The organism is Streptomyces sp. B15, from assembly GCF_018070605.1.
Lineage (GTDB): Bacteria > Actinomycetota > Actinomycetes > Streptomycetales > Streptomycetaceae > Streptomyces > Streptomyces smyrnaeus.
Genome location: NZ_JAGPXJ010000072.1, coordinates 14,571 through 40,613 on the forward strand (window position 1 = coordinate 14,571; position 26,043 = coordinate 40,613).

The following is a 26,043-nucleotide window of genomic DNA, read 5'->3' on the forward strand; positions in this document are numbered from 1 at the left end:
AGTCCAACGTGCCGGGCGCGGTCGCCGGCCCACCGCCGGACCCTCGCCGTCGTGGCGCGGCGCCGTCGCGGCGGAATCGTTTGGGCCGAAATGACCACGTCCGGCCCGGACCCACTCAGGAAAGCACGCACACAACGGAGGCGGGGAAACGATGAAGACCGCGACGGAGAACAAGGAGCCGGCCTCCGACGGCGCTGCCACGGCGAGCGGCGCGCCCCGGCTGACCGGGAACGGACTCACCCTCGCCTACGACCAGCGCACCATCGCCCGCGAGCTCGACGTCGCCGTGCCCGACCAGTCGTTCACGGTCGTCGTGGGCCCCAACGCCTGCGGCAAGTCCACACTGCTGCGCGCCCTCTCGCGGATGCTCAAGCCCGTCCAGGGGCAGGTGCTCCTGGACGGCAACGACATCGCGGGCATGCCCGCCAAGGCGCTCGCCCGCACCCTGGGCCTGCTGCCCCAGTCGTCCACCGCGCCCGACGGGATCACCGTCGCCGATCTGGTGGCCCGGGGGCGCTACCCGCACCAGGGGCTGCTGCGCCAGTGGTCGCGGGACGACGAGCGGGTGGTGGCCGCCTCCATGGCGGCGACCGGCGTCGACGGCCTCGGTGACCGCTTCGTGGACGAACTCTCCGGCGGCCAGCGGCAGCGCGTCTGGATCGCGATGGCGCTGGCCCAGCAGACGCCGCTGCTGCTGCTGGACGAGCCCACCACCTATCTCGACATCGCGCACCAGATCGAGATCCTCGACCTGTGCGCGCGGTTGCACGAGGAGGAGGGCCGCACGCTCGTCGCCGTGCTGCACGACCTCAACCACGCCGCCCGCTACGCCACCCATCTGATCGCCATGCGGGACGGCCGCGTCGTGGCGCAGGGGGAGCCCGGTGAGGTGGTCACCTCGAAGCTGGTCGAGGAGGTCTTCGGGATGCCCTGCCGCGTCATCGACGACCCGGAGACCGGCACCCCGCTGGTGGTGCCCGCGGCGCGGCGCTGAGCCGTCGGACCCGGGGGTCTGTCACACCCGGGAGGTAGCGTCGGGGCATGAGCGAGTTCGCGCAGGGACCCGGGCACGGGCACGCCCCCGAGCAGCACCTCTCGGCAGGCGGCACCGAGCGGTACGACGAGACAGCGCAGCAGCCGCACGGGCGGGACGAGCAGGCCTCGGCAGCCGAGGTCGGGCAGGCCCCGCCGGCGCCCGCCGAAGGGGCCGAGGGCGCCGGCGGCGACCAGGAGCCGGCCGACCAAGCCGGCGAAGCCGGGGAAGCCGAAGTCGACGACGGCCCGCGGCCCCTCGGCGTGGGCGTGCGCCCCACTGGGTACGGCGCCGTCGACGCCCAGCTCAAGCGGCTGGAGGACGCCGACCACCTCGCCGTCTCCGGCCATCCGGAGGTGTACGAAGATGTCCACCGCGGCCTGCGCGAGAGCCTGGCCGCGCTGGACCGTCCTCACACACCCCGGAGCTGAGCCGTGGCACGACGCCGACTCGACGCGGAGCTGGTGCGCCGCAACCTCGCCCGTTCACGGGAGCACGCCGGCCAGTTGATCGCCGCGGGGCGGGTCACGATCGGGGGCAATGTGGCCGCCAAACCGGCCACCCAGGTCGAGACCAGCGCCGCCCTGGTCGTCAAGACCGACGAGAGCGATCCGGACTATGTCTCCCGCGGCGGCCACAAGCTCGCCGGGGCGCTGGAGGCCTTCGTGCCGCGCGGGCTACGGGTGGCGGATCGGCGCGCGCTGGACGCGGGGGCCTCCACGGGCGGCTTCACCGATGTGCTGCTGCGCGCCGGTGCGGGCCACGTCGTCGCCGTGGACGTGGGCTACGGGCAGCTCGCCTGGTCCCTGCGGAGCGACTCCCGGGTCACCGTCAAGGACCGCACCAATGTCCGGGAACTGACGGTGGAGGACATCGGCGGCGAGCCGGTGGAACTCGTCGTCGGTGATCTGTCGTTCATCCCCCTGGGGCTCGTGCTGCCCGCGCTGGTCCGCTGCGCCGTACCCGAGGCGGATCTGGTTCTGATGGTGAAACCACAGTTCGAAGTGGGCAGGGAACGGCTGGGCAGCGGCGGTGTCGTGCGCAGCCCCCAGCTGCGTGCCGAGGCCGTGCGTACGGTCGCCGGACACGCGGCGGCCCTGGGTCTGGGCGCACTGGGCGTCACCTCGAGCCCACTGCCCGGGCCTTGGGGAAACGTCGAATACTTTCTGTGGCTGCGCGCCGGGGCCGACGACCTCGACCCGGCCGAAGTCGAGCGAGCGGTGGCGGAGGGGCCCAAGTGACCGAGGACAGCCGAGCTACGCAGCCAGCACAGCCCCCGGTGTCCGGTCGGGTGAGCGCCCGGGACGCCGCCGCCGAGGACGGGGACCGAACGGTCTTCCTCCTCGCGCACACGGGCAGACCCGCCGCCGTGCGCAGCGCCGAACTGGTCGTCCAGGGGCTGCTGCGCTGCGGGATCGGAGTGCGGGTGCTCGTCGACGAGGCAGTCGACCTGCCGCTGCCCGACCGGGTGCAGACGGTGACGGCCAAGCCGGACGCCGCCGAGGGCTGTGAGCTGCTGGTGGTGCTCGGCGGTGACGGGACACTGCTGCGCGGTGCCGAGTTCGCCCGCGCCTCGGGGGTGCCGATGCTCGGCGTCAACCTCGGCCGGGTCGGGTTCCTCGCGGAGGCCGAGCGGGACGATCTGGACAAGGTTGTGGACCGGGTCGTCTCCCGCGCCTACGAGGTCGAGGAGCGGATGACCCTCGATGTGCTGGTGCGCAACGGCGGCCACGGCACGCACAGCCCGGGCAACGGCCACATCGTGCACGCCGACTGGGCGCTCAACGAGATCTCCGTCGAGAAGGCGGCCCGCGAGCGGATGCTGGAGGTCGTCATCGAGGTCGACGGCCGCCCCGTCTCCAGCTTCGGCGGTGACGGCGTGGTGTGCGCCAGCCCCACCGGGTCCACGGCGTACGCCTTCTCCGCCGGTGGGCCCGTGGTGTGGCCCGAGGTGGAGGCGCTGTTGATGGTGCCGATCAGCGCCCACGCGCTGTTCGCCAAGCCCCTGGTGACCGCGCCCGATTCGGTGCTGGCCGTCGAGGTGCAGCCGCAGACGCCGCACGGGGTGCTGTGGGCCGACGGGCGGCGCAGCGTCGAGCTGCCGGCCGGTGCCCGGGTGGAGGTGCGGCGCGGCGCGGTGCCGGTGCGGCTGGCGCGGCTGCACCACGCCTCGTTCACGGACCGCCTGGTGGCCAAGTTCGCGCTGCCGGTCACGGGCTGGCGCGGGGCGCCCCGGTAGTGCGGACCGCGGACCCGGAGGGAGAAAACGGATAAGTCATGGCAACCCGCAGTGGCGCGATATCGCGTACCGCCCCACGATCCGGCTACCACCCCGACCACAGGTGTGGCCGACACGAGGAGACCTCGTATGGTCGTATCCGTGTTGGAGGAGATGCGGATCAAAGCCCTGGGCGTGATCGACGACGCCGTTGTCGAGCTGTCGCCCGGCTTCACCGCGGTGACCGGCGAGACCGGAGCCGGTAAGACCATGGTCGTCACGAGCCTCGGGCTGCTGCTCGGAGGGCGTGCCGATGCCGGGCTCGTCCGGGTCGGTGCCAAGTCGGCCCTCGTCGAGGGCCGGATCGCTCTCGCGCCGGGCGCTGCGGCCGCGCGTCGCGCCGAGGAGGCGGGAGCCGAGCTCGACGAGGGCGCCCTGTTGGTCAGCCGGACGGTCTCGGCCGAAGGCCGCTCGCGGGCGCACGTGGGCGGCCGTTCGGTGCCGGTCGGGCTGCTGGCGGAGCTGAGTGACGACCTGGTGGCCGTGCACGGCCAGACCGACCAGCAGGGCCTGCTGCGGGCGGCGCGGCAGCGCGAGGCGCTGGACCGCTACGCGGGTCGGTCCGTGGCCCGGCCGCTGGCCGCCTACCAGGAGGCCTACCGCAGGCTGCGTACCGTCACGGCCGAGCTGACCGAGCTGACGACGCGTGCCCGTGAGCGCGCGCAGGAAGCGGACATGCTCCGCTTCGGTATCCAGGAGGTGGAGGCCGCCGACCCCCGGCCCGGTGAGGACGCCGAACTCGCGGCCGAGGCCGAACGGCTGGGCCACGCCGAGGCGCTGGCCTCGGCCGCCACCACCGCGCACGGTGCGCTGGCCGGTGACCCCGCCGACCCGGAGGGCGTCGACGCCGCCACCCTCGTCGGCGGTTCCCACCGCGCCCTGGAGGCGGTCCGCTCGCACGACCCGGCGCTGGCCGCGCTGGCCGAACGGCTGGGCGAGGTGCACATCCTGCTCTCCGACATCGCGGGCGAACTCGCCGGATACGCCGACAACCTGGACGCCGACCCGCTCCGCCTCGCCGCCGTCGAGGAGCGCCGCGCCGCGCTCGGGCAGCTGACCCGCAAGTACGGCGAGGACATCACCGCCGTGCTGGCCTGGGCCGAGCACAGCGCAGAGCGGCTGGCGGAGCTGGAGGGCGACGACGACCGGATCGGTGAACTGGGAGCCGAGCGGGACGCGCTCCGGACCGAACTCGCCTCGCTCGCCCGTACGCTCACCGAGGCGCGCGCGGACGCCGCCAAGCGGTTCGCGGACGCGGTCACCGAGGAGCTGACCGAGCTGGCCATGCCGCACGCCCGCGTCACCTTCGAACTCAAGCACACCGAGGACCCGGAAGGGCTCGACGTCGACGGGCGCACCCTGGCCTTCGGGCCGCACGGCACCGACGAGGTCGAGCTGCTGCTCGCCCCGCACCCGGGCGCCCCGCCCAGGCCGATCGCCAAGGGCGCCTCCGGTGGCGAGCTGTCCCGGGTGATGCTCGCCGTGGAGGTCGTCTTCGCCGACTCCGACCCGGTGCCGACCTATCTCTTCGACGAGGTGGACGCCGGCGTCGGTGGCAAGGCGGCGGTCGAGGTCGGCCGCAGGCTGGCGCGGCTGGCCAAGTCGGCGCAGGTGGTGGTGGTCACGCATCTGCCGCAGGTGGCCGCGTTCGCCGACCGCCATCTGGTGGTGCAGAAGACCGACGACGGCTCGGTGACCCGCAGCGGTGTACAGGCCATGGAGGGCGAGGACCGGGTGCGCGAGCTGTCCCGGATGCTCGCCGGGCAGGAGGACTCCGAACTCGCCCGCGCGCACGCCGAGGAACTCCTGGAAGCGGCCCGCACCGGCATCTGAGGTCCGACGGACGAGCATGGGCCCCGCCCCGTACCGGCAGCGGGGCGCCTTGACGCACAAAGGAGCGTGCGCGCTTCTTGAGGGGCGCGTGGCTGATTTACGAGCGCCGTCACTCGTGTGAGTGAGACCGTCAGGTCCGCGCCCTGCTGTGGCGGCTCGTCGGGCCGTACGGCGGCGCGATGGGTCGCCCTCGCCTGGCATCCTGGGCAGGCCCCGCCCCGACCGACCCAGGGAGTCCGCCTGCCGTGAGCCCGAGCCGTCCCCACGCGCCGCGTCGGCCTGCGGTCGGCGCGCGCCCGCCGCACGCCGTGCACGTGCTCGGCGGCGGCCCGGTGACCGACGGGGCCGGGGCACCCTCGGCGCGTACGGCGGCGCACACGCGCTCCCTCGCCCAGGGACTGATCGCACGCGGGGTGCGGGTGACCGTGTGCACTCGCCACGACGGCCCGCTGCGGCACGCCTTCAGGGAGACCGGCGCGGCGTTCGCCGCCCTGCCGGGCCGTACGGAGGCGGACGCGGCGGCCCGGCTGCGCACCGTCTGCGCCGACGCCGACCTGGTCCATGCGCACGGCCTGCGGGCCGGACTGCTGGCGGCCCTCGCGCTCGGCGGACGGCGCGGCGAGCTGCCGCTCGTCGTCACCTGGCACACCCTGCCGTGGCGGGCCCGGCCCGAGCACACCTCCCGCGCGGACGCCGCCCGCGAACTGGTGACCCGGCTGCTCGTACGGCGGGTGGCCCGCGCCGCCACCGTCGTCCTGGGCGCCACCACCGAACTGGTCGACATGGCGCGCCGCAGCGGTGCCCGCGACGCGCGGCTCGCCCAGGCCCCCGTCCCGCTGACCGGTGCCGCGCGGCAGCCGGAGGAGGAGAGCGCGGACGACCGGCAGATGCTGCGGCACAAGACACGCGCGGGCATGGGCGCCCTGGACCGCCCCCTGGTCGTCGCCGTCGGCAGGCTGGACCGGCAGCTGGGCCACGACACCGCGCTGACGGCCTCGCGGGCCTGGCGCGGACTGACCCCCGCACCGCTGCTCGCCGTCGCGGGAGAAGGCCCCGAGAGGGCCGCGCTGCAGCGCCGTATCGACGAGGAGAAGCTGCCCGTACGGCTGCTGGGGAGACGCAGCGACGCGCTGCGACTGCTGGCGGGCGCCGACATCGCCCTGCTGCCTGCCCGCTGCTGGGGCCATTCGCTGGTGGCGCAGGAGGCCCTGCGGGCGGGGGTGCCGCTGGTCGCCGCCGACGGCGGCGGGGTACCGGAGCTTGTCGGCTCCGCCGCCGTGCTGGTGCCCTGCGGGGACGCCGACTCGCTGTCCTCGGCCGTGCTCGGTCTGCTCGCCGATCCCGGCCGGCGCGCCGAGCTCGCCGCGGCGGGCCGCGCCCAGGCGCGGACCTGGCCCACCGAGGACCAGGTGGCCGCGCAGGTGCTGACTGTCTACGACGAGCTCCTGGGCTGACCGTCGCATGATGCGTGGCCCCGCAGGGTGGGCTGCGCTTGCCCGCCCTGCTGCCTGGGAGTGCCCCCGGACGGGGTCCGGGGGCAGTCTGCAACGCGCAGAAAGGGGCCCCTCAACGCGCAGAAAGGGGCCCCTCAACGCGCAGAAAGGGGCCCCTCGAATCAGACTCCGTACGCGCCCGACGCCGTCAGCCGCAGTGCCGTGTCGATCAGCGGCACGTGGCTGAACGCCTGCGGGAAGTTGCCGACCTGCCGCTGGCGGGCCGAGTCCCACTCCTCGGCGAGCAGGCCCACGTCGTTGCGCAGGGCCAGCAGCTTCTCGAACAGCTTCCGGGCCTCGTCCACCCGCCCGATCATCGCCAGGTCGTCGGCGAGCCAGAACGAGCAGGCCAGGAAGGCACCTTCCTCACCCTCGAGCCCGTCCACGTTCTCCGCCGCGCCGTCGGCGCCCCCCTCGCTGCTGGTGGGGTAGCGCAGCACGAAGCCGTCCTCGGTCGTCAGCTCCCGCTGGATGGCCTCGATGGTGCCGATGACCCGCTTGTCGTCCGGCGGCAGAAAGCCCATCTGAGGGATCAGCAGCAAGGAGGCGTCCAGCTCCTTGGAGCCGTAGGACTGGGTGAAGGTGTTGCGTTCCTTGTCGTAGCCCTTCTCGCAGACCTGGCGGTGGATCTCGTCCCGCAGGGCGCGCCAGCGCTCCAGCGGCCCGTCCACATCACCGGACTCGATGAGCTTGACCGTACGGTCGACGGCCACCCACGCCATCACCTTCGAGTGCACGAAGTGCCGGCGCGGGCCGCGCACCTCCCAGATGCCCTCGTCCTTCTCCTCCCAGTGGTTCTCCAGATAGCCGATCAGCTTGAGCTGGAGGAGCTGGGCGTAGTCGTTGCGCGCCAGGCCCGTCATATGGCCCAGATGCAGCGCCTCGACCATCTCGCCGTACACATCGAGCTGGAGCTGGCCGGCGGCGCCGTTGCCCACCCGCACCGGCTTGGAGCCCTCGTACCCCGGCAGCCAGCTCAACTCGGCCTCGGACAGCTCGCGTTCGCCCGCGATGCCGTACATGATCTGAAGGTTCTCCGGGTCGCCCGCCACCGCGCGCAGCAGCCATTCGCGCCAGGCGCGCGCCTCCTCGCGGTAGCCGGTGCGCAGGAGGGAGGAGAGGGTGATGGCCGCGTCCCTGAGCCAGGTGAAGCGGTAGTCCCAGTTCCGCATCCCCCCGATCTCCTCGGGCAGCGAGGTGGTCGGCGCGGCCACGATCCCACCGGTGGGCGCGTAGGTCAGTGCCTTGAGCGTGATCAGCGAGCGGACCACGGCCTCCCGGTAGGGCCCGTGGTACGTGCACGTCTCGACCCACTCGCGCCAGAAGTCCTCGGTGGTGCGCAGCGCCTCCTCCGGCTCCGGAAGCTCCGGCGCGGCCCGGTGGGAGGCCTCCCAGCTGATGGTGAACGCCACCCGGTCGCCCGGGCCGACGGTGAAGTCGGAGTAGGTCGTCAGGTCCTTGCCGTAGGTGTCGGCCTCGGTGTCCAGCCAGACCGAGTCCGGCCCGGCCACGGCCACCGTGCGGTTTCCCGCCTTGTGCACCCACGGCACGACCCAGCCGTAGGAGAACCGCATCCGCAGCGCCGAGCGCATCCGCACCCGCCCGCTGACGCCCTCCACGATCCGCACCAGCTGCGGTGCGTGGTTCTCGCGCGGAGGCATGAAGTCGATGATCCGGACGGTACCCCGCGGGGTGTCCCACTCCGATTCCAGCACCAGGGAGTCCCCCCGGTAGCGGCGGCGGTCGGCCCGTGGCGGGTCCCCGCCGGCCGGGTGGGCGGGGCCCACCCGCCAAAAGCCGTGCTCCTCGGTGCCGAGCAAGCCGGCGAACACCGCATGGGAGTCGAAGCGGGGGAGACAGAGCCAGTCGACCGAGCCGTCTCTGCCGACAAGGGCCGCTGTCTGCATATCCCCGATGAGTGCGTAATCCTCGATGCGCCCAGCCACGTGCATCTCCAGTCGAACGAACAACGAACTGCGACGCCCCCGCGGGACGTGCTGGATGACCTGTGCGTTTCTGCCTGTTCCCAGGCAAGTGTCCGTGAAGGATACGACGCAGCGAACCCTTCCGCTCGACGGTCGGCTGAGTCCGACTGCGCCGATTAGGTGACCTTCGCTACCGCGTTCACCTGCTGCGACTCCCTTGTCACCCTGGGCCGCGCCCAGCCCTTGGCGGACCCGGGCGCGAGCGGCGGCAAGCGCACCGGTCCGGCGGCACTGTTACGCTGGTAGCCCGTGGAGCGGTGGGCGAGCGAACGCGTTGTGTTCGAGACGACAGCCCCCCGAACCGCAGCGAGGCCACCCCGGGAAGCCCTTCAGGACACTCCCAGGATGCCAGCCTCCGCACCCCACCAAGCGACCACGGGAGCCCCCTCTTGGCCATGCCGCCTACGTCCATGACGACCAAGCACCTCTTCGTCACCGGGGGTGTCGCCTCCTCGCTCGGCAAGGGGCTCACCGCCTCCAGCCTGGGCGCGCTCCTGAAGGCGCGCGGCCTGCGGGTCACCATGCAGAAGCTCGACCCCTATCTGAACGTCGACCCGGGCACGATGAACCCCTTCCAGCACGGTGAGGTGTTCGTCACCAACGACGGCGCCGAGACCGATCTGGACATCGGCCACTACGAGCGCTTCCTCGACGTCGACCTCGACGGCAGCGCCAACGTGACCACGGGCCAGGTCTACTCCACGGTCATCGCCAAGGAGCGGCGCGGCGAGTACCTGGGCGACACCGTGCAGGTCATCCCGCACATCACCAACGAGATCAAGCACCGCATCCGCCGGATGGCCACCGACGACGTGGATGTCGTGATCACCGAGGTCGGCGGCACCGTCGGCGACATCGAGTCGCTGCCCTTCCTGGAGGCCGTCCGCCAGGTGCGGCACGAGGTCGGGCGCGACAACGTCTTCGTCGTGCACATCTCGCTGCTGCCCTACATCGGGCCCTCCGGCGAGCTGAAGACCAAGCCCACCCAGCACTCGGTCGCCGCGCTGCGCAACATCGGCATCCAGCCGGACGCCATCGTGCTGCGGGCCGACCGGGACGTGCCCGTCTCCATCAAGCGGAAGATCGGGCTGATGTGCGACGTGGACGACGCCGCCGTGGTCGCCTGCAAGGACGCCCGCTCCATCTACGACATCCCCAAGGTCCTGCACACCGAGGGCCTGGACGCCTACGTCGTGCGCAAGCTGGACCTGCCCTTCCGCGACGTGGACTGGACCCAGTGGGACGACCTGCTGCGCCGCGTCCACCAGCCCGACCACGAGGTGACGGTCGCGCTGGTCGGCAAGTACATCGACCTGCCCGACGCCTATCTGTCGGTCACCGAGGCGCTGCGCGCGGGCGGCTTCGCCAACCGGGCCCGTGTCAAGATCAAGTGGGTCACCTCCGACGACTGCCGCACTCCCGAGGGCGCCAAGCGGGAGCTCGGGGACTGCGACGCCGTCTGCATTCCCGGCGGCTTCGGCGAACGCGGCGTGGACGGCAAGGTCGGCGCCATCACCTACGCCCGTGAGAACCGCGTCCCGCTGCTCGGCCTCTGCCTGGGCCTGCAGTGCATCGTGATCGAGGGCGCCCGCAACCTGGCCGGTATCAAGGACGCCAACTCCACCGAGTTCGACCAGTCCACCGCGCACCCGGTCGTCTCCACCATGGAGGAGCAGCTCGACATCGTCGCCGGTGAGGGCGACATGGGCGGCACCATGCGGCTGGGCATGTACCCGGCCAAGCTCGCCGAGGGCTCCATCGTGCGCGAGACCTACGGCGGTGAGCCCTACGTCGAGGAGCGCCACCGCCACCGGTACGAGGTCAACAACCACTACCGCACCGAGCTGGAGAAGAAGGCCGGGCTGGTCTTCTCCGGCACCTCGCCCGACAACAAGCTGGTCGAGTACGTCGAGTACCCGCGCGAGGTCCACCCCTATCTGGTGGCCACCCAGGCCCACCCGGAGCTGCGCTCCCGCCCGACCCGGCCGCACCCGCTCTTCGCCGGCCTGGTCAAGGCCGCCGTCGAACGCCAGCAGGGAGAGTGAGCGCCATGGCCAGCCGTATCGCCGACACTCCCGAGGAGTGGGAGGTCACCGCGACCTCCACCCCGTTCCAGGGCAACAAGACCGGGGTCCGCACCGACCGGGTCGTCATGCCGGACGGCTCCGTCGTCAGCCGTGACTACCAGACCCACCCCGGGTCGGTCGCCATCCTGGCCCTCGACGACCAGGACCACGTACTGGTCCTCAGCCAGTACCGGCACCCCGTCCGCGAGAAGCTGTGGGAGATCCCGGCCGGACTGCTCGATGTGCCCGGCGAGAACCCGCTGGCGGCGGCGGAACGCGAGCTGTACGAGGAGGCCCACGTCAAGGCCGAGGACTGGCGCGTCCTCGTCGACGTCTACACCTCGCCCGGCGGCACCGACGAGGCCGTACGGATCTTCCTGGCCCGCCAGCTGTCCGAGGTGGAGGGCGAGCGCTTCGAGGTCTCCGAGGAGGAGGCCGAGATGGAGCTGGCCAGGGTGCCGCTGGAGGAGCTGGTACGGGGCGCGCTCGCCGGGCAGCTGCACAACAACTGCCTGGTGGTCGGGTGCCTGGCGCTGAGCGCCGCGCTGAGCAGCGGCGGTGGCCTGGGCGCGCTGCGGCCCGCCCAAGCGCCGTGGCCCGCGCGGCCCTTCGACCCGATGTGACCCTCCCTCCCCGGCCCCGTCCCGTTCAGGGGCGGGGCGGGGGGAAGGTCACCTGAGCCGATGTGGTGATTTTCGGGACGGGCGCGGCCGCCATGGGCGCCGGTGCGCACCACGCGGTGAACTACGCTCGCAGCATTCGTCCGCGCACACACCAGGTGAACAGCGAACGGGAGCGTAGCCCGTGACAGATCAGGCGGTGCAGCCCACGACCGCGGGGCCGGGCCCCCGCCCGTTCACCGGCCGCGACCGCGAACTTCGCGCACTGCGCGAGGACATCGAACGTGCCGGGCTGCACACGCTCTCCGGTCACCCTCCCGCGCAGAGCCGGGTGCTGCTGATCGCCGGGGCCCCCGGCTCCGGCCGCACCGCGCTGGCGGAAGAGTTCGTCGGGCGGATCGCCGACCGCTATCCGGGCGGAGTGCTGCGGGCGCGCCTCACCGAGCCGGGCGGTACCCCGGTGCCCGTCGAGCGCGCGGCACGCGACCTGCTGGCGGCCCTCTCCCGGCTGGGCACGCCCCACGCCGGGGACACCGGAAACGCTGCAAACGCCGGGAACGCCGCGGAGGCCGGGAAGACCGGCGAGAACCCGGCGGAAGCCCTCCCCGTCGCGGTGCCACCGCCCGGCGCCGACGAAGCCGTTGTCGCCGAGGCCTTGCGCACCGCCCTCACCCGCCGCGGCCGTACGATCCTGCTGCTCGACGACGTGGCCCACTCCGACCAGGTGCTCGACCTGGCGCCGGAGAACCGGGACTGTCTCGTCGTCGCCGTCTCCTCCGGGCCCCTCACCGACGTGCCCGATGTGCGCCCCTGCGCCCTCGGCGGTCTCGACCGGTCCGCGGCCGTCGCCCTGCTGGCCCGGCGTGCGGGCTCCTCGCCCCGGATCACCGTCGACCCGCGCAGCGCGGAGGTGCTGGCCGAGCAGTGCGGCGGTCTCCCGGCGGCGCTCACCCTGCTGGGCGGCTGGCTGGGTGCGCACACCAAGCTCTCGGTGCTCGAAGCCACGAGGATGCTGGCCCGGAGCGATCCCGGCGGTTCCGGCGGGCCGGGCGGGCCGGGCGTGCCCGGTGAGCCGGTGGAGCCGGACGACGAGGAGTTCGCCCAGCCCGTCGCGCCGCGGTCTCCCGCACCGCTGGCGCGGGCCTTCCGGCTCGTCCACGACTCCCTCTCGCAGCCGCTCGCGCGGCTGCTGCGGTTGCTCGCTCTCGCACCGGCCGGGATCGTCGAACCCCAGCTGGCCTCGGCGCTCGGCGGCTGCTCGATGAGCACCGCGCACTCCGCCCTGCAGGAGTACGTACGGCTGGGTCTGCTGCGTCCGCTCGACGGCGACCGCTACCAGGTGCCCGGGTGTCTGGATCCGCTGCTGCGGGCCCGGCTGGCGGCGCACGAGCGGCCGGAAGAGGTGCTGCTGGCCCGGGCCCGGATGCTGGAGCGGCTGGTGCGCCGGCTCCAGGCGTGCAGCGCGGTGTGCGAACCGGCCGGGTCCGAGGCGCGCAGGCAGTTGGCGGGGATGCCGCGAGCGCTGCGCTTCCTGCACCCGCTGGAGGCGCGGAACTGGCTGGAGGTGCGCCGTCCGGCGCTGCTGTCGGCGGCCCGGATGGCCGTCGCGGAGGGCGGTGGGGAGCTCGACACCCTGGCCCGCCGTCTGGTCTCGGCGCTGGCCCGCGCGCTGGACGCGCACTGCGCGCCCGAGGAGGCCGAGCCGGAGCTGTACCGGCTGCACGAGCTGGTGCTGCGGGTCGCCGAGCGCAACCGGATGCACCGGGAGCGCGCCGCCGCGCTGCTCAACCTCGGCGATCTCGACGCGCAGACCGACCGTCTGGAGGACGCCCTCGTCCGCTACCGCACCGCGCTGGACGCGGCCCGCCAGGGCGGCGACGAGCGGGTCGCGGGCCGGGCACTGGAGTCGCTGGGCGGCGGCTACGCGGAGCTGGGCGACTGGGACCGGGCCGCCGACTGGTACGGCAGGGCGCTGGCCCTGCGGCTGTCCCGTGACGAGCGTGCCGACCGGGAGGCGACGGCGCGGCTGCACGGCCGGATCGGTGCCGTCCATGCCCGGGCGGAGCGCTGGGAGGAGGCGCTGCGGGCCTGGCGGGCCTCGGCGGCGGCGTTCCGCAGGCTCCAGGACCAGGGTGCCCAGGCCCGGGCGCTGGCGGAGGCGGCCCGGGTGCAGGAGTTCGCGGGCCGGCCGCAGGAGGCGCTGCGTACGTTCGGCCAGGCGCTGGAGGTGTCGCGGGGCGCGGGGGACGTCCGGCTGGAGGCGGCGCTCCAGCTGCGGGCCGCCGACGCCTGCGGCCGGGCGGGGAGTCTGCGGGCGGCCCAGCGGCACCGTGCGGCGGCCGCCCGGCTGCTCGGTCCGGCGGCGGCGCGGGCCGAGGCGCAGGACGTGTGGCCGGATGCGGAACCGGGGAGGGCGGCGGCCGAGCCGGCCCGTGCGGGGACGTCGGAGCCGGTGCGGGCGGGGGAGCGCGGGTTCCCAGCGGGAGAGGCGGAACCGCGTGGTGGGTACCCGGCGGACGGCGGTGGCGAGGGTCACTGAGCGACCGCCCGCGGCGCTGACAACGGCTGCGTCGCGCCTCCCCATCAGCAACCTGCGAAACGTATAGCAATCTCGAAAAAGATCGACCCTTTGTAAGGCTGGACAGCTCAGCTTCCTTCATTAGACTGGTCGAGCCGCGGTCCCCCCGGTGTTTTCGAGCATGCGCGACCCGGCTTTCTCTGCCTTCTGCACCCTGAGTGAAGGACCGTGATCGACGTGAAGGTCGGTATCCCCCGCGAGGTCAAGAACAACGAGTTCCGTGTCGCCATCACCCCGGCCGGGGTCAACGAGCTGGTGCGGAACGGTCACGAGGTGTTCGTGGAGCAGGAGGCCGGAGCCGGCTCCTCCATCCCCGACGCGGAGTACACCGCCGCCGGCGCCACCATCCTGGGGACGGCCGACGAGGTGTGGGCCACCGCCGACCTGCTGCTGAAGGTCAAGGAGCCGGTGGCCGAGGAGTACCACAGGCTCCGCAAGGACCAGACGCTCTTCACCTACCTCCACCTCGCCGCCTCCCGCGAGTGCACCGACGCGCTGCTGGCGTCGGGCACCACGGCCATCGCCTACGAGACGGTCGAGCCGGCCAACCGGACGCTGCCGCTGCTGGCCCCGATGTCCGAGGTCGCGGGCCGGATCGCCCCGCAGGTCGGCGCCTACCACCTGATGGCCTCCGCCGGCGGCCGCGGAGTGCTGCCCGGCGGTGTGCCCGGAGTGAACCCGGGCCGCGCGGTGGTCATCGGCGGCGGCGTCTCCGGCTGGAACGCCACCCAGATCGCCGTCGGTCTCGGCTTCCACGTCACGCTGCTCGACAAGGACGTCAACAAGCTCCGCGAGGCCGACAAGATCTTCGGCAACCGGGTGCGCACCATCACCTCCAACGCCTTCGAGCTGGAGCGGGCGGTGCTGGAGGCCGACCTGGTCGTGGGTGCCGTGCTGATCCCTGGTGCCAAGGCGCCGAAGCTGATCAGCAACGACCTCGTCTCGCGGATGAAGCCGGGAAGTGTTCTTGTCGACATCGCGATCGACCAGGGCGGCTGCTTCGAGGACTCGCGGCCGACCACCCACGCCGAGCCGACCTTCCGCGTCCACGACTCGGTCTTCTACTGCGTCGCCAACATGCCCGGCGCCGTGCCCAACACCTCCACCCACGCGCTGACCAACGCCACGCTGCCCTACATCGTGGAACTGGCCAACCGCGGCTGGCGGGAGGCGCTGCGCCGCGACCCGGCGCTGGCCAAGGGCCTCAACGCGCATGACGGGGAGCTCACTTACGGCCCGGTCGGCGAGGCGCACGAGATGCCGGTGCGCGACATCGCGACGCTGCTGGGCTGAGCCCCGGCCGACCGGCGGGCCGGCGCGAGGGCCGGGACAGGGCCCGGCCGGGGTCAACCCCCGGCGTCAACGTCGGCAACCTCACGTCACCGTCCGGACCTTGGAGGGAAGGTCCGGACGGTGACGTCGTCGTGTCCGCGAGACGGCGACCCGACTTGCCCGTAACGTAACTGTCCGACCTTTTTGCTCACCCGGGAAACCACCCGGACGTCACCCGGGAGCCTCTTGACATCAGGGGGCCCGCATACCGACACATCGGGCCGTCTGAGGCGGATTGTGTTGCTGCGGACCGCCGACACGCCATAGAGTCGCCAACCGTCGGCATGGTGTCACGCTGACTAGTCGAGAAATTTCCTGGTCACCATTGGAGGTACGACGACTTGTGAACGAGTCGACATTTTCTCCCGGGGGTGGTCAACCAGGAGCGCCTGTACGAGGCCAGGGGTCCTCAGGTCCCACAGGACCCGAGGGTGTCGGCTCCGTCGCTGTCCGCACCTTCGCAGCCCACCAGAACCCGACGCCCATGACAGCCAACCAGAGCACGGACGGCCAACACGTGAACGCCACGGCCGGCGACGCTGCGAACGGTCAGTCCGCCGAGCGTTTCGCCGACTACAGTGACCCGCACTACGACCCCGCCTACGGCGAACTGCCCGAGGGTCACTTCTACGATCCGGACGCGGAATACGAACCCGATCCGGAGTACGCGGCCACGCTCGCGCCCGACGCCGCGCGCCAGCGGCGGGAGCGCATCGGTCCGACCGGGCGCCCGCTGCCGTACTTCCCGATCCCGGGCCCGGTGAACGAGCACGGCCCGGCCAAGATCATCGCGATGTGCAACCAGAAGGGCGGGGTCGGCAAGACGACCTCGACCATCAACCTGGGCGCGGCGCTGGCCGAGTACGGACGGCGGGTGCTGCTCGTCGACTTCGACCCGCAGGGCGCCCTCTCCGTCGGCCTCGGCGTCAACCCGATGGAGCTGGACCTGACGGTCTACAACCTCCTGATGGAGCGCGGCCTGGCCCCGGACGAGGTGCTGCTCAAGACCGCGGTCGCCGGGATGGACCTGCTGCCGAGCAACATCGACCTGTCGGCGGCCGAGGTGCAGCTCGTCAGCGAAGTGGCCCGCGAGTCGACGCTCCAGCGCGCCCTGGGCCCGCTGCTCAACGACTACGACTTCATCGTCATCGACTGCCAGCCCTCGCTCGGTCTGCTCACCGTCAACGCCCTCACCGCGGCGCACAAGGTGATCGTTCCGCTGGAGTGCGAGTTCTTCGCACTGCGCGGTGTCGCGCTGCTGACCGAGACGATCGAGAAGGTCCAGGAGCGGCTCAACCCGCAGCTCGAACTGGACGGCATCCTGGCGACGATGTACGACTCGCGAACGGTGCACAGCCGTGAAGTGCTCGCGCGGGTCGTGGAGGCGTTCGACGACAACGTCTACCACACCGTCATCGGGCGCACCGTCCGCTTCCCCGAGACCACCGTCGCGGGCGAGCCGATCACGACGTACGCCTCCAACTCCGTCGGTGCCGCCGCCTATCGCCAGCTCGCCAGGGAGGTGCTCGCCCGGTGCCACGCCGAGTGAGTCTCCCGGCAGCCGACGAACTGTTCCGTACGACCGGCGGTGCCGCCGTACAGTCCTCGGCGCCGCAGCAGGAGGAGCCCGCGCAGGTCGGGCAGGCGAACGGGGGGACGCCGTCGGCCCAGCCGTCGGCGGGTCCCTCGGCAGCCGCCTCGTCCCGTGGCCCCAAGGTGCCCGCACCCGCCTCCGAGCCCGACCCGGAGGCCGACGCCGCCGAACAGCAGCCGACGGCCGAGGCCGGCGGCGACTTCGGGGGCTACGCGGGGAACGAGTCGGCCAACGGCGGCCGGCGCACGGCCCGCGGCACGCGCGGCGGGACCAGGACGGACGAGCAGCGTCCGGCCGCCTCGCCCCAACAGGCCGTTCCCGCACCCGCCGAGCGGACCGGCCGCCGCGGCAGCGGGGCCAAGGGCCGCCAGGCGACGGGCCCTTCCGCTCCTGCCGCGTCCTCCACCGGCTCCGCGGCGCCCGCGGCCTCCTCCCGCCGCGGCCGGGCCGCCCGCCGTCCCAGCGGACGCGAACGGCACGACGAGAAGATCACCGTCTATGTCTCGGCCGAGGAACTGATGGACCTCGAGCACGCCCGGCTGGTGCTGCGCGGCGAGCACGGACTCGCCGTCGACCGCGGGCGGATCGTGCGCGAGGCCGTCGCCGTGGTGCTGGCCGATCTCGAATCCCGGGGAGACGCGAGCATTCTCGTACGGCGGTTGCGCGGGCGCTGACCTGCTTGCCAGTACGCTGCCTGCGATGCCCACTCCTGACGACGCACTCCGCAGCCGGGGCTCCCGCCGACCGCTGGGGCGGGGGCCCGGAGCGGCGTACGAGTCGGAGCGGGCGACCGCGGACCCACCGGAGCCCGTCGTCGGGGCGGAACCGGCGTCCGCGGCGGCACCGAAGGTGCCCGTCCCGGCCGCTCCAGCGCCCGTACCGCAGCAGCCTGTTGCCGAGCCCGAGCCCGAGCCGGAGCCGGAAGCAGCGCCCGAGCCGGAGGTACCCGGGCCCGAGCCGCAGCGGGAGGCGGCGCCCGGGCCTGACCCGGAGGCCGAGCAGGAGGAGGCCGACGACGGCCGATTCAGAGTCGTCCTGGACAACTTCGAGGGCCCCTTCGACCTGTTGCTCCAGCTGATCTCCAAGCACAAGCTGGACGTCACCGAAGTCGCGCTCTCCAAGGTCACCGACGAGTTCATGGCCCATATCCGCGGCATGGGCCCGGAGTGGGACCTCGACCAGGCCACCGAGTTCCTGGTCGTCGCCGCCACCCTGCTCGACCTGAAGGCCGCCAGGCTGCTGCCGCAGGCCGAGGTGGAGGACGAGGCCGATCTGGCACTGCTGGAGGCCCGGGACCTGCTCTTCGCGCGGCTGCTCCAATACCGCGCCTACAAAGAGATCGCCGGTATCTTCGCCGCCCGGCTGGACGAGGAGGCCCGGCGCTTTCCCCGCACCGTCGGCCTGGAGGAGCAGCACGCCGAGCTGCTGCCCGAAGTGGCGCTCAGCGTCGGCCCGGAGGGTTTCGCCGAACTGGCCGTCAAGGCGATGCGGCCCAAACCCAAGCCCCAGGTCTACGTCGAGCACATCCACGCCCCGCTCGTCAGCGTCCGCGAACAGGCGGAAGTGGTCGTGGCGCGGCTGCGGGAGCGGGGCGAGGCCAGCTTCCAGGAGCTCACCGAGGACGCGCCCGACACCCTCACGGTCGTCGCCCGCTTCCTCGCGCTGCTGGAGCTGTACCGCGAGCGGGCCGTCGCGCTGGAGCAGGACGAGGCGCTGGGGGCGCTCCTCGTCAGATGGAGCGGCACGGCGGACACCGAACCGCTGGTGACCGACGAGTTCGACCAGGAGCCAGGGGAGCGCAAGGATGACTGAGATCACCGAGCCCGACGAGGCGCCCGGGAGCGAAGGGGCCGCAGCGGGCTACGAGGTGCAGGAGGCGGCCGCGGAGACGGGCGGGATGCCCGCGGACCCCGCCGGAGGCTCCGAGGTCGCACAGCTGCCGCTGAAGCCCGCGCTGGAGGCCGTCCTGATGGTCGTGGACGAGCCCGCCACCCCCGAACATCTGGCCAAGGTGCTGGAGCGGCGCCCCCGCGAGGTCTCCGACGCGCTGCGCGAGCTGGCGGACGAGTACACGACCCAGGGCCGCGGCTTCGAACTGCGGCTGGTCGCGGGGGGTTGGCGCTTCTACACACGCGGTGACTACGCGGACGCGGTCGAACGCTTCGTCCTGGACGGGCAACAGGCGCGGCTGACCCAGGCGGCGCTGGAGACCCTGGCGGTGGTCGCCTACCGGCAGCCGGTCAGCCGCTCCAGGGTCTCGGCCGTACGGGGAGTGAACTGCGACGGCGTGATGCGCACCCTCCTGCAGCGGGGTCTGGTGGAGGAGGCGGGCGCGGAACCCGAAACAGGTGCGATCCTTTACAGGACGACGCATTACTTTCTGGAGCGGATGGGCCTGCGCGGCCTGGACGAGCTTCCGGAGCTGGCGCCCTTCCTTCCGGAAGCGGAAGCCGTGGAGGGGGAGACCCAGGAAGGCATGCCGTCGTTCGACGTAGACGATCCTTCCCCCGACTCCCAGACGGAACATTGATGCGAAGCAGTGGCAGGAACACCGGCGGTAACCGAGGCGACAAGCAGGGCGGCGCGGGCCGCGCCGGCCAGGGGGGCCGGCGCGGGCAGGACGGCCAGCGCGGGCAGGGCGCCCCACGAGGCCAGCGGAGCCAGGGCGGGCAGCGAGGGCGGCAGTCCTCCTCCGACGCCCGGCCGCTCCGCCCCGAGGAGCGCCGCTACACCCAGGGCGGCGCCAAGCCCGGCGGCGGGCCCGGCGCCAAGCCCGGCGGCGGTCCCAAGGCGGGCGGTGGCCCCAAGGCGGGCGGCGGTCCCAAGGCCGGCGGCCCCCGCAGCGGTGCTCCGAAGGGCACCGGCGGCAAGCCCGGCGGCGCCAAGAGCAACGTGCGCAAGGACGTGACCAAGAGCGGCGCTCCCAAGGCGCGCGCCCGCAAGGCCTCGGCGCCCGCGCGCCCCCGCGAGTACGAGGCGCAGATCGAGGAGCGCAACCGGGCCCGGCACGCCAAGCCGCCGGTCAAGCTCCCCAAGACCTTCGGGGAGCAGGAGGGCGAGCGCCTGCAGAAGGTGCTGGCCCGCGCGGGCATGGGCTCCCGGCGCGCCTGCGAGGAGCTCGTGGATCAGGCCAGGGTCGAGGTCAACGGCGAGATCGTCCGCGAGCAGGGGCTGCGTGTCGACCCGGACAAGGACGAGATCAAGGTCGACGGGCTGACGATCGCGACCCAGTCGCACGTCTTCTTCGCCCTCAACAAGCCCGCCGGAGTCGTCGCCTCCATGGAGGACCCGGACGGCCGCCAGTGCCTGGGCGACTACGTGCAGAACCGGGAGACCCGGCTCTTCCACGTGGGCCGTCTCGACACCGAGACGGAGGGGCTCATCCTGCTCACCAACCACGGTGAGCTGGCCCACCGCCTCACGCATCCGCGGTACGGCGTCACCAAGACCTATCTGGCCGCCATCCAGGGGCCGCTGCCGCGGGACCTCGGCAAGCAGCTGAAGTCCGGCATCCGGCTCGACGACGGATACGCCCGCGCCGACCACTTCAAGGTCGTGGAGAACACCGGGAAGAACTACCTGGTCGAGGTCTCGCTGCACGAGGGGCGCAAGCACATCGTGCGCCGGATGCTCGCCGAGGCCGGGTTCCCGGTGGACAAGCTCGTGCGGACCCGCTTCGGGCCCATCGCCCTCGGTGACCAGAAGTCCGGTTGGCTCCGGCGCCTCACCAACACCGAGGTCGGCATGCTCATGCGGGAGGTCGGCCTCTAGCGAGGGCCCGGCGGGGTGGGCAGGGGCCCGGCCGGCCCCGCGCCCCACGGCCTCACGACCACAGGGCGAACTCCACGGCGCGGCCGTCGGCATCGCGGCGCACCTCCAGCATGCCGGCCACCGCGGACCTGTTGACCCGCCCATGGATGCGCGGTGCGGGCTCCCAGCACACGCGGGCGTCCAGCCGCCGCTCGTCGATCATCAGGGCCATCACAGGACCGACGGCGTCACGGAAGTGGGCGTCGGCGACGGCGAGTGCCAGCTCCTCGTCGGCCGTACACGGGATGAACCCCTCCTCGGCCAGCGCGCGCGGCGCGTACGGGCGGTCCGGGGCGTGCAACCAGTCGTCGAGCGGGACCACGTGGAAGAGCATGTCCTACTTGTACCGTCTCACTGGGCGGGCGGCCCGGACATCCGCGCGTGGCCGTACCTACCCTGACCCGGCCAGGCACAGGCAGGCACAGGCAAGGACGAGGAGCGGCGGTGGCGGAGCGAGCAGTGCGCGCGGTGCGCGGCGCGGTGCAACTGGACCGGGACGAGGCCGAGCACATGAACGAGCGGGTCGGCCAGTTGCTGACCACGGTGCTGGAGCGCAACAACCTCGCCACCGAGGACCTGATCAGCATCTGGTTCACGGCCACCCCGGACCTGCACAGCGACTTCCCGGCAGCCGCGGCCCGCAAGCTGGGCATCGTGGACGTGCCGCTCATCTGCGCACAGGAACTCGAGGTGGCGGGCGCGATGCCCCGGGTCATCCGTATCCTGGCTCACACGGAGACCGAACTGCCCAGGTCCGGCATCAACCACGTCTATCTGGGCGCGGCTGCCGCACTTCGCAAGGACATCGCCCAGTAAGGATCCGCCTCGGCGGAGATCCGCAGCAGAAGGACACCGCTCGCAATGCGCACCGCCCTCGTGCTCGGCACGGGACTCATCGGCACCTCGGCCGCGCTGGCCCTGTCCGCGCGGGGAGTGAAGGTGCACCTCAGCGACCGCGACCCGGAGCGGGTCCGTACGGCCGCCGCACTGGGGGCCGGGATCGAAGGGGAGCCGGCCCCGGGGTCACCCGTGGACCTGGCGATCGTGGCCGTCCCGCCCGCGCATCTGGCGGTGACCGTGGCCGATGTGCAGCGCCGGGGCCTCGCCCGCGGGGTCATCGACGTGGGCAGCGTCAAGGGCGGACCGCGCCGGGAGCTGATCGCACTCGGCGGCGATCTGACGACGTACCTGGGCAGCCACCCGATGTCGGGCAGGGAGCAGTCGGGGCCGCTGGCCGCGACCGCCGACCTGTTCGAGGGGCGGCCCTGGGTGCTCACCCCCACCCAGGGCACCGACACCGCCCGGGGCACCGACACCGAGGTGCTCAACCTCGCGCTGGAGCTGATCGCGCTGTGCGGGGCCGTGCCGGTGGTGATGGACGCGGACGCGCACGACCGCGCGGTCGCTCTCGTCTCGCACACCCCGCAGCTGCTCTCCACCCTGGTGGCCGCGCGGCTGGAGGAGGCCGCGGAGACGGACGTGAGGCTGTGCGGCCAGGGCATCCGGGACGTGACGAGGATCGCGGGTTCCGATCCGGGGATGTGGGTGGACATCCTGGCCGCCAACCCGGGCCCGGTGGCCGACATCCTCGCCGAGGTGGCGACCGACCTGGACACGGCGGTGCGGGCGCTGCGCGAGTTGGACTCGGCCGACGAGGCCGAGCGGGTCGGCGGTGCGGCGGGCGTGGAGGCGCTGCTGCGCCGCGGCAACGCGGGGCGGGCCCGGGTCCCGGGCAAGCACGGCCAGGCGCCGACCGCCTACGAGACCGTGACGGTGCTGATCAGCGACCGCCCCGGACAGCTGGCCAGGATCTTCGCGGACGCGGGGTCGGTGGGCGTCAACATCGAGGACGTCCGCATCGAGCACGCGACCGGTCAGCAGGCCGGCTATATGCAGCTCATGGTGGAGCCGGGCGCGGTACCGGTGCTGGAGCAGGAGCTGCGGGAGCGCGGCTGGTCGCTGCGGCAGTGACGACGGCGACCGGCCCCCGCCCGGACGCGCGGCCTGGCGTGTCCGTGGCAGCCGGTAGCCTTGTGCGGGGACCCGGCCGGTCCCGCCCGCCCCGTGCGCTGCCGCGCGCCGAGAGCCTCAGACCCACGAAAGGTGCCCACAACCGTGTCTGCAACCCCGGCAGTGATTGTCGCCATCGACGGCCCCTCCGGCACGGGCAAGTCGAGCACCTCCAAGGCCGTCGCGGCCCAGCTGGGGCTGAGCTACCTCGACACCGGCGCGCAGTACCGGGCGATCACCTGGTGGATGCTGAACAACGGTGTGGACGTGGCCGACCCCGACGCGATCGCGGCGGCCGCCGGCAAGCCCAGCATCGTCTCGGGCACCGACCCGCTCGCCCCGGCGATCTCCGCCGACGGCGTGGACGCCTCGGGTCCGATCCGCACCCCCGAGGTCACCGCCGCGGTCAGCGCGGTCAGTGCGGTGCCCGAGGTCCGGGAGCGCATCACCGAGCTGCAGCGGACCATCGCGGCGAAGGCGGGCGGCGGCATCGTCGTCGAGGGCCGGGACATCGGCACCACCGTGCTGCCCGACGCGGACCTGAAGGTCTTCCTCACCGCCTCGGCCGAGGCCCGGGCCGCCCGCCGCAACGGGGAGCTGAAGGCCACCGACGGCAAGCCCGTCAGCGACCTGGCCGCCACCCAGCAGGCGCTGGCCGCGCGGGACAAGGCGGACTCCAGCCGTAAGACCTCCCCGCTGAAGAAGGCCGACGACGCCGTCGAGGTGGACACCACCGAGCTGTCCTTGGAGCAGGTCGTCGAGTGCGTCGTCACCCTCGTGGAGAAGGCGGCGGCGGGCAAGACGGGTCCCGCTGGGAGCAGGGAGAAGGCTGCCAGGTGACGGGAAGCGACTCCGCGCCGGGCGGGGCCCCGAGCGAGCGGGGCGCCGCTGTCGGCCGCCGGATCGGCATAGGGCTGATGAACTCGCTGTGGCGGCCCCGGGTGCTGGGTGCCTGGCGGGTACCGGCGACGGGTCCGGTGATCCTGGCGGGCAACCACGCGCACAACGTCGACGGACCCATGCTGATGGGCACGGCACCCCGGCCGGTGCACTTCCTGATCAAGAAGGAGGCGTTCATCGGCCCGCTCGACCCCTTTCTGCGCGGCATCGGCCAGCTCAAGGTCGACCGCAGCGCCGCCGACCGCGGCGCCGTCACCGACGCGCTGGCGGTGCTGCAGGCCGGCGGGGTGCTGGGCATCTTCCCGGAGGGCACCCGGGGCCAGGGCGACTTCGCGGCGCTGCGTGGCGGGCTGGCCTACTTCGCGCTGCGCTCCGGGGCACCCGTCGTACCGGTCGCGGTGCTCGGCAGCGCGGACCGTGCGGGCCGGCTGATACGGGTGCTGCCGCCGCTGCGCAGCCGGATCGATGTGGTCTTCGGTGACCCGTTCACCGTGGGCGACGGCTCCGGGCGGCGGACCAGGACGGCGCTGGACGAGGCCACCGTGCGGCTCCAGGAGCGGCTCGCCGGGCATCTGACCGACGCCAGGCGGCTCACCGGCCTTTGCCGGCCTCCGGCCGGGCGGTAACCCCACCCACAACACCGCTCCAGCAGCCGCGGCACCGGCAGCAGCTGTTCAGACCCGATGAACGACGAGGACGAGACGTCATGAACGACCAGATGCACCCCGCCGAAGACGGCCCCGAGCACGTCCACGGTGAGCTGGGTGACGCCGAGTTCGCCGAGTTCATGGAGCTCGCCGCGGAGGAGGGCTTCGACCAGGAGGAGGTCGAGGGCGCGCTCGGTGAGGCGGGGCACGGACCGCTGCCCGTGCTCGCCGTCGTCGGCCGCCCCAATGTCGGCAAGTCGACGCTGGTGAACCGCATCATCGGCCGCCGCGAGGCCGTGGTGGAGGACCGCCCGGGCGTCACCAGGGACCGGGTGACCTACGAGGCCGAGTGGGCGGGCCGCCGCTTCAAGGTGGTGGACACCGGCGGCTGGGAGCAGGACGTCCTGGGCATCGACGCCTCCGTCGCGGCGCAGGCCGAGTTCGCCGTCGAGGCCGCCGATGCCGTGGTGTTCGTGGTGGACGCCATGGTGGGCGCCACCGACACCGACGAGGCCGTCGTCAAGCTGCTGCGCCGCGCGGGCAAGCCCGTGGTGCTGTGTGCCAACAAGGTCGACGGCCCCTCCGGCGAGGCGGACGCCGCCTATCTGTGGTCGCTGGGCCTGGGCGAGCCGTACCCGGTCTCGGCGCTGCACGGGCGCGGTACGGGCGACATGCTGGACGAGGTGCTCAAGGTGCTGCCGGACGCGCCGCAGCAGACCTTCGGCGGCGCCCCGCTGGGCGGGCCGCGCCGGATCGCGCTGATCGGCCGCCCCAACGTCGGCAAGTCGTCGCTGCTGAACAAGGTGGCCGGCGAGGAGCGCGTCGTCGTCAACGAGCAGGCGGGTACCACCCGCGACCCGGTGGACGAGCTGATCGAACTGGGCGGCAAGACCTGGAAGTTCGTCGACACGGCGGGCATCAGGCGGCGCGTCCATATGACCGAGGGCGCCGACTACTACGCCTCGCTGCGCACGGCGGCGGCGCTGGAGAAGGCCGAGGTCGCGGTCGTGCTGATCGACGTCAGCGAGTCGATCAGCGTGCAGGACCTGCGCATCGTCACCATGGCCGTGGAGTCCGGCCGGGCCGTGGTGCTGGCGTACAACAAGTGGGACACCCTGGATGAGGAACGCCGCTTCTACCTGGAGCGGGAGATCGAGCGGGACCTCGTCCAGGTGCGCTGGGCGCCGCGGGTCAACGTCTCGGCGCGCACCGGCCGGCACATGGAGAAGCTGGTGCCGGCCATCGAGACGGCGCTGGAGAGCTGGGAGACCCGGGTTCCGACGGGAAAGCTGAACGCCTTTCTCGGTGAGATCGTCGCGGCGCACCCCCACCCGGTGCGCGGCGGGAAGCAGCCGCGGATCCTCTTCGGCACCCAGGCCGGGACCAGGCCGCCGCGTTTCGTGCTGTTCGCCTCCGGCTTCCTGGAGGCCGGCTACCGCCGCTTCGTGGAGCGGCGGCTGCGTGAGGAGTTCGGCTTCGAGGGGACGCCGGTGCAGATCTCGGTGCGGGTGCGCGAGAAGCGCGGCCGCAAGAAGTAGCGGAAGGCCCCGGCGCCGCCTGCGGCGCGGCCCGGGGCGTTCCCGCCCCGCGCCGGGCCGGTCTCAGTGCTGGTGGCCGTGGCGGGGGGCCGGGGGCAGTGCGGGCAGATGCCATTGGGGGGTGTGCCAGGAGCCGGCCGACGCCTCCTGGTCGCCCCACGATCCCGTCCCCGTGCCGTGCACCGTGCCGAACCCCTCGAAGCGCAGCTCCTCCTCACCCGTACGGTCCCCGGGCAGGGCCCGGAAGAGTCTGCGGTACTCCGCGTACAGCGAGTCGTAGATGGGGGTGGACCCTTCCGGGGACGAGCTGTGCGGTGTCCGCATCC

The 26,043-nt window shown here is 72.9% G+C and carries 23 protein-coding genes; 20 read left to right on the plus strand and 3 right to left on the minus strand.

The genetic code is table 11. The features are described 5' to 3' along the window. Positions 1 to 151: 151 nt before the first annotated feature. The 6 genes from KBY19_RS26530 (at position 152) to KBY19_RS26555 (ending at position 6,598) form a co-directional block, all read left to right on the plus strand. The gene (locus tag KBY19_RS26530) at positions 152 to 994 is read left to right on the plus strand and encodes an ABC transporter ATP-binding protein (RefSeq protein WP_099879277.1); all 843 of its coding nucleotides are present in this window, start codon (positions 152 to 154) and stop codon (positions 992 to 994) included. A 47-nt stretch (positions 995 to 1,041) separates the two neighbouring features. After that, a complete protein-coding gene (locus KBY19_RS36880; protein WP_247691449.1) occupies positions 1,042 to 1,464 on the plus strand; it encodes a hypothetical protein in 423 nt (140 codons plus the stop codon). A 3-nt stretch (positions 1,465 to 1,467) separates the two neighbouring features. Beyond that, positions 1,468 to 2,274, plus strand: coding sequence for a TlyA family RNA methyltransferase (locus KBY19_RS26540; RefSeq protein WP_210966849.1), 807 nt, complete (start codon positions 1,468 to 1,470; stop codon positions 2,272 to 2,274). A gap of 50 nt (positions 2,275 to 2,324) precedes the next feature. Then, entirely contained in the window at positions 2,325 to 3,272 is a 948-nt protein-coding gene (locus KBY19_RS26545) for an NAD kinase (RefSeq protein WP_099879273.1), read from the plus strand. Positions 3,273 to 3,401: 129 nt separating this feature from the next. Further along, on the plus strand, positions 3,402 to 5,144 hold the full coding sequence (recN, locus tag KBY19_RS26550) for a DNA repair protein RecN (protein ID WP_210966850.1): 1,743 nt from the start codon (positions 3,402 to 3,404) through the stop codon (positions 5,142 to 5,144). 245 nt (positions 5,145 to 5,389) lie between these two features. Next, positions 5,390 to 6,598, plus strand: a complete 1,209-nt coding sequence (locus KBY19_RS26555) for a glycosyltransferase family 4 protein (RefSeq protein WP_307843629.1) — start codon at positions 5,390 to 5,392, stop codon at positions 6,596 to 6,598. Between the two features lie 161 nt (positions 6,599 to 6,759). Here KBY19_RS26555 and KBY19_RS26560 read toward each other — a convergent pair whose 3' ends face one another. Next, positions 6,760 to 8,589 (minus strand): glycoside hydrolase family 15 protein, encoded by a 1,830-nt coding sequence (locus KBY19_RS26560; RefSeq protein ID WP_099879266.1) that lies wholly within the window; start codon positions 8,587 to 8,589, stop codon positions 6,760 to 6,762. A 428-nt stretch (positions 8,590 to 9,017) separates the two neighbouring features. Here KBY19_RS26560 and KBY19_RS26565 point away from each other — a divergent pair, with 428 nt between their 5' ends. The 9 genes from KBY19_RS26565 (at position 9,018) to KBY19_RS26605 (ending at position 20,583) form a co-directional block, all read left to right on the plus strand. After that, positions 9,018 to 10,667 (plus strand): CTP synthase, encoded by a 1,650-nt coding sequence (locus KBY19_RS26565; RefSeq protein WP_099879264.1) that lies wholly within the window; start codon positions 9,018 to 9,020, stop codon positions 10,665 to 10,667. A 5-nt stretch (positions 10,668 to 10,672) separates the two neighbouring features. Beyond that, positions 10,673 to 11,311: an NUDIX domain-containing protein gene (locus tag KBY19_RS26570; protein WP_099879262.1), complete on the plus strand. Its 639-nt coding sequence runs from the start codon at positions 10,673 to 10,675 to the stop codon at positions 11,309 to 11,311. 181 nt (positions 11,312 to 11,492) lie between these two features. Further along, positions 11,493 to 13,847, plus strand: coding sequence for a tetratricopeptide repeat protein (locus KBY19_RS26575; protein ID WP_210966852.1), 2,355 nt, complete (start codon positions 11,493 to 11,495; stop codon positions 13,845 to 13,847). A 216-nt stretch (positions 13,848 to 14,063) separates the two neighbouring features. Next, complete coding sequence (gene ald, locus KBY19_RS26580; protein WP_099886369.1) at positions 14,064 to 15,179, plus strand: alanine dehydrogenase; 1,116 nt, start codon at positions 14,064 to 14,066, stop codon at positions 15,177 to 15,179. Positions 15,180 to 15,561: 382 nt separating this feature from the next. Beyond that, the gene (locus KBY19_RS26585) at positions 15,562 to 16,767 is read left to right on the plus strand and encodes a ParA family protein (RefSeq protein ID WP_099879258.1); all 1,206 of its coding nucleotides are present in this window, start codon (positions 15,562 to 15,564) and stop codon (positions 16,765 to 16,767) included. After that, positions 16,764 to 17,486 carry a hypothetical protein gene (locus KBY19_RS26590; RefSeq protein ID WP_185019337.1) on the plus strand — a complete coding sequence of 241 codons (723 nt, stop codon included), beginning with the start codon at positions 16,764 to 16,766 and terminating at the stop codon, positions 17,484 to 17,486. The genes KBY19_RS26585 and KBY19_RS26590 overlap by 4 nt, the downstream gene beginning before the upstream one ends. A gap of 25 nt (positions 17,487 to 17,511) precedes the next feature. After that, positions 17,512 to 18,624, plus strand: a complete 1,113-nt coding sequence (locus tag KBY19_RS26595) for a ScpA family protein (RefSeq protein ID WP_185016456.1) — start codon at positions 17,512 to 17,514, stop codon at positions 18,622 to 18,624. Positions 18,625 to 18,709: 85 nt separating this feature from the next. After that, positions 18,710 to 19,342 (plus strand): SMC-Scp complex subunit ScpB, encoded by a 633-nt coding sequence (gene scpB, locus KBY19_RS26600; RefSeq protein WP_099886368.1) that lies wholly within the window; start codon positions 18,710 to 18,712, stop codon positions 19,340 to 19,342. Next, positions 19,342 to 20,583: a pseudouridine synthase gene (locus KBY19_RS26605; RefSeq protein ID WP_099879252.1), complete on the plus strand. Its 1,242-nt coding sequence runs from the start codon at positions 19,342 to 19,344 to the stop codon at positions 20,581 to 20,583. Before scpB ends, KBY19_RS26605 begins: the two co-directional genes overlap by 1 nt. A gap of 52 nt (positions 20,584 to 20,635) precedes the next feature. Here the strand turns inward: KBY19_RS26605 and KBY19_RS26610 are convergent, their stop codons facing one another. Continuing rightward, a complete protein-coding gene (locus KBY19_RS26610) occupies positions 20,636 to 20,956 on the minus strand; it encodes a DUF952 domain-containing protein (RefSeq protein ID WP_099879250.1) in 321 nt (106 codons plus the stop codon). A 110-nt stretch (positions 20,957 to 21,066) separates the two neighbouring features. Between KBY19_RS26610 and aroH the strand changes: the two genes are divergently transcribed. The 5 genes from aroH to der all read left to right on the plus strand — a co-directional run bounded on the left by aroH (position 21,067) and on the right by der (position 25,717). Further along, positions 21,067 to 21,438 carry a chorismate mutase gene (aroH, locus tag KBY19_RS26615; protein WP_099879248.1) on the plus strand — a complete coding sequence of 124 codons (372 nt, stop codon included), beginning with the start codon at positions 21,067 to 21,069 and terminating at the stop codon, positions 21,436 to 21,438. Positions 21,439 to 21,483: 45 nt separating this feature from the next. After that, the gene (locus tag KBY19_RS26620) at positions 21,484 to 22,593 is read left to right on the plus strand and encodes a prephenate dehydrogenase (protein WP_099879246.1); all 1,110 of its coding nucleotides are present in this window, start codon (positions 21,484 to 21,486) and stop codon (positions 22,591 to 22,593) included. A 144-nt stretch (positions 22,594 to 22,737) separates the two neighbouring features. Beyond that, a complete protein-coding gene (cmk, locus tag KBY19_RS26625) occupies positions 22,738 to 23,472 on the plus strand; it encodes a (d)CMP kinase (RefSeq protein ID WP_307842763.1) in 735 nt (244 codons plus the stop codon). Then, entirely contained in the window at positions 23,469 to 24,158 is a 690-nt protein-coding gene (locus tag KBY19_RS26630; RefSeq protein ID WP_307843630.1) for a lysophospholipid acyltransferase family protein, read from the plus strand. Before cmk ends, KBY19_RS26630 begins: the two co-directional genes overlap by 4 nt. Positions 24,159 to 24,238: 80 nt before the next feature. After that, positions 24,239 to 25,717: a ribosome biogenesis GTPase Der gene (der, locus tag KBY19_RS26635; RefSeq protein WP_099879242.1), complete on the plus strand. Its 1,479-nt coding sequence runs from the start codon at positions 24,239 to 24,241 to the stop codon at positions 25,715 to 25,717. A 63-nt stretch (positions 25,718 to 25,780) separates the two neighbouring features. Here der and KBY19_RS26640 read toward each other — a convergent pair whose 3' ends face one another. Continuing rightward, the gene (locus tag KBY19_RS26640; RefSeq protein WP_099879240.1) at positions 25,781 to 26,041 is read right to left on the minus strand and encodes a hypothetical protein; all 261 of its coding nucleotides are present in this window, start codon (positions 26,039 to 26,041) and stop codon (positions 25,781 to 25,783) included. Between the last annotated feature and the right edge of the window lie 2 nt (positions 26,042 to 26,043).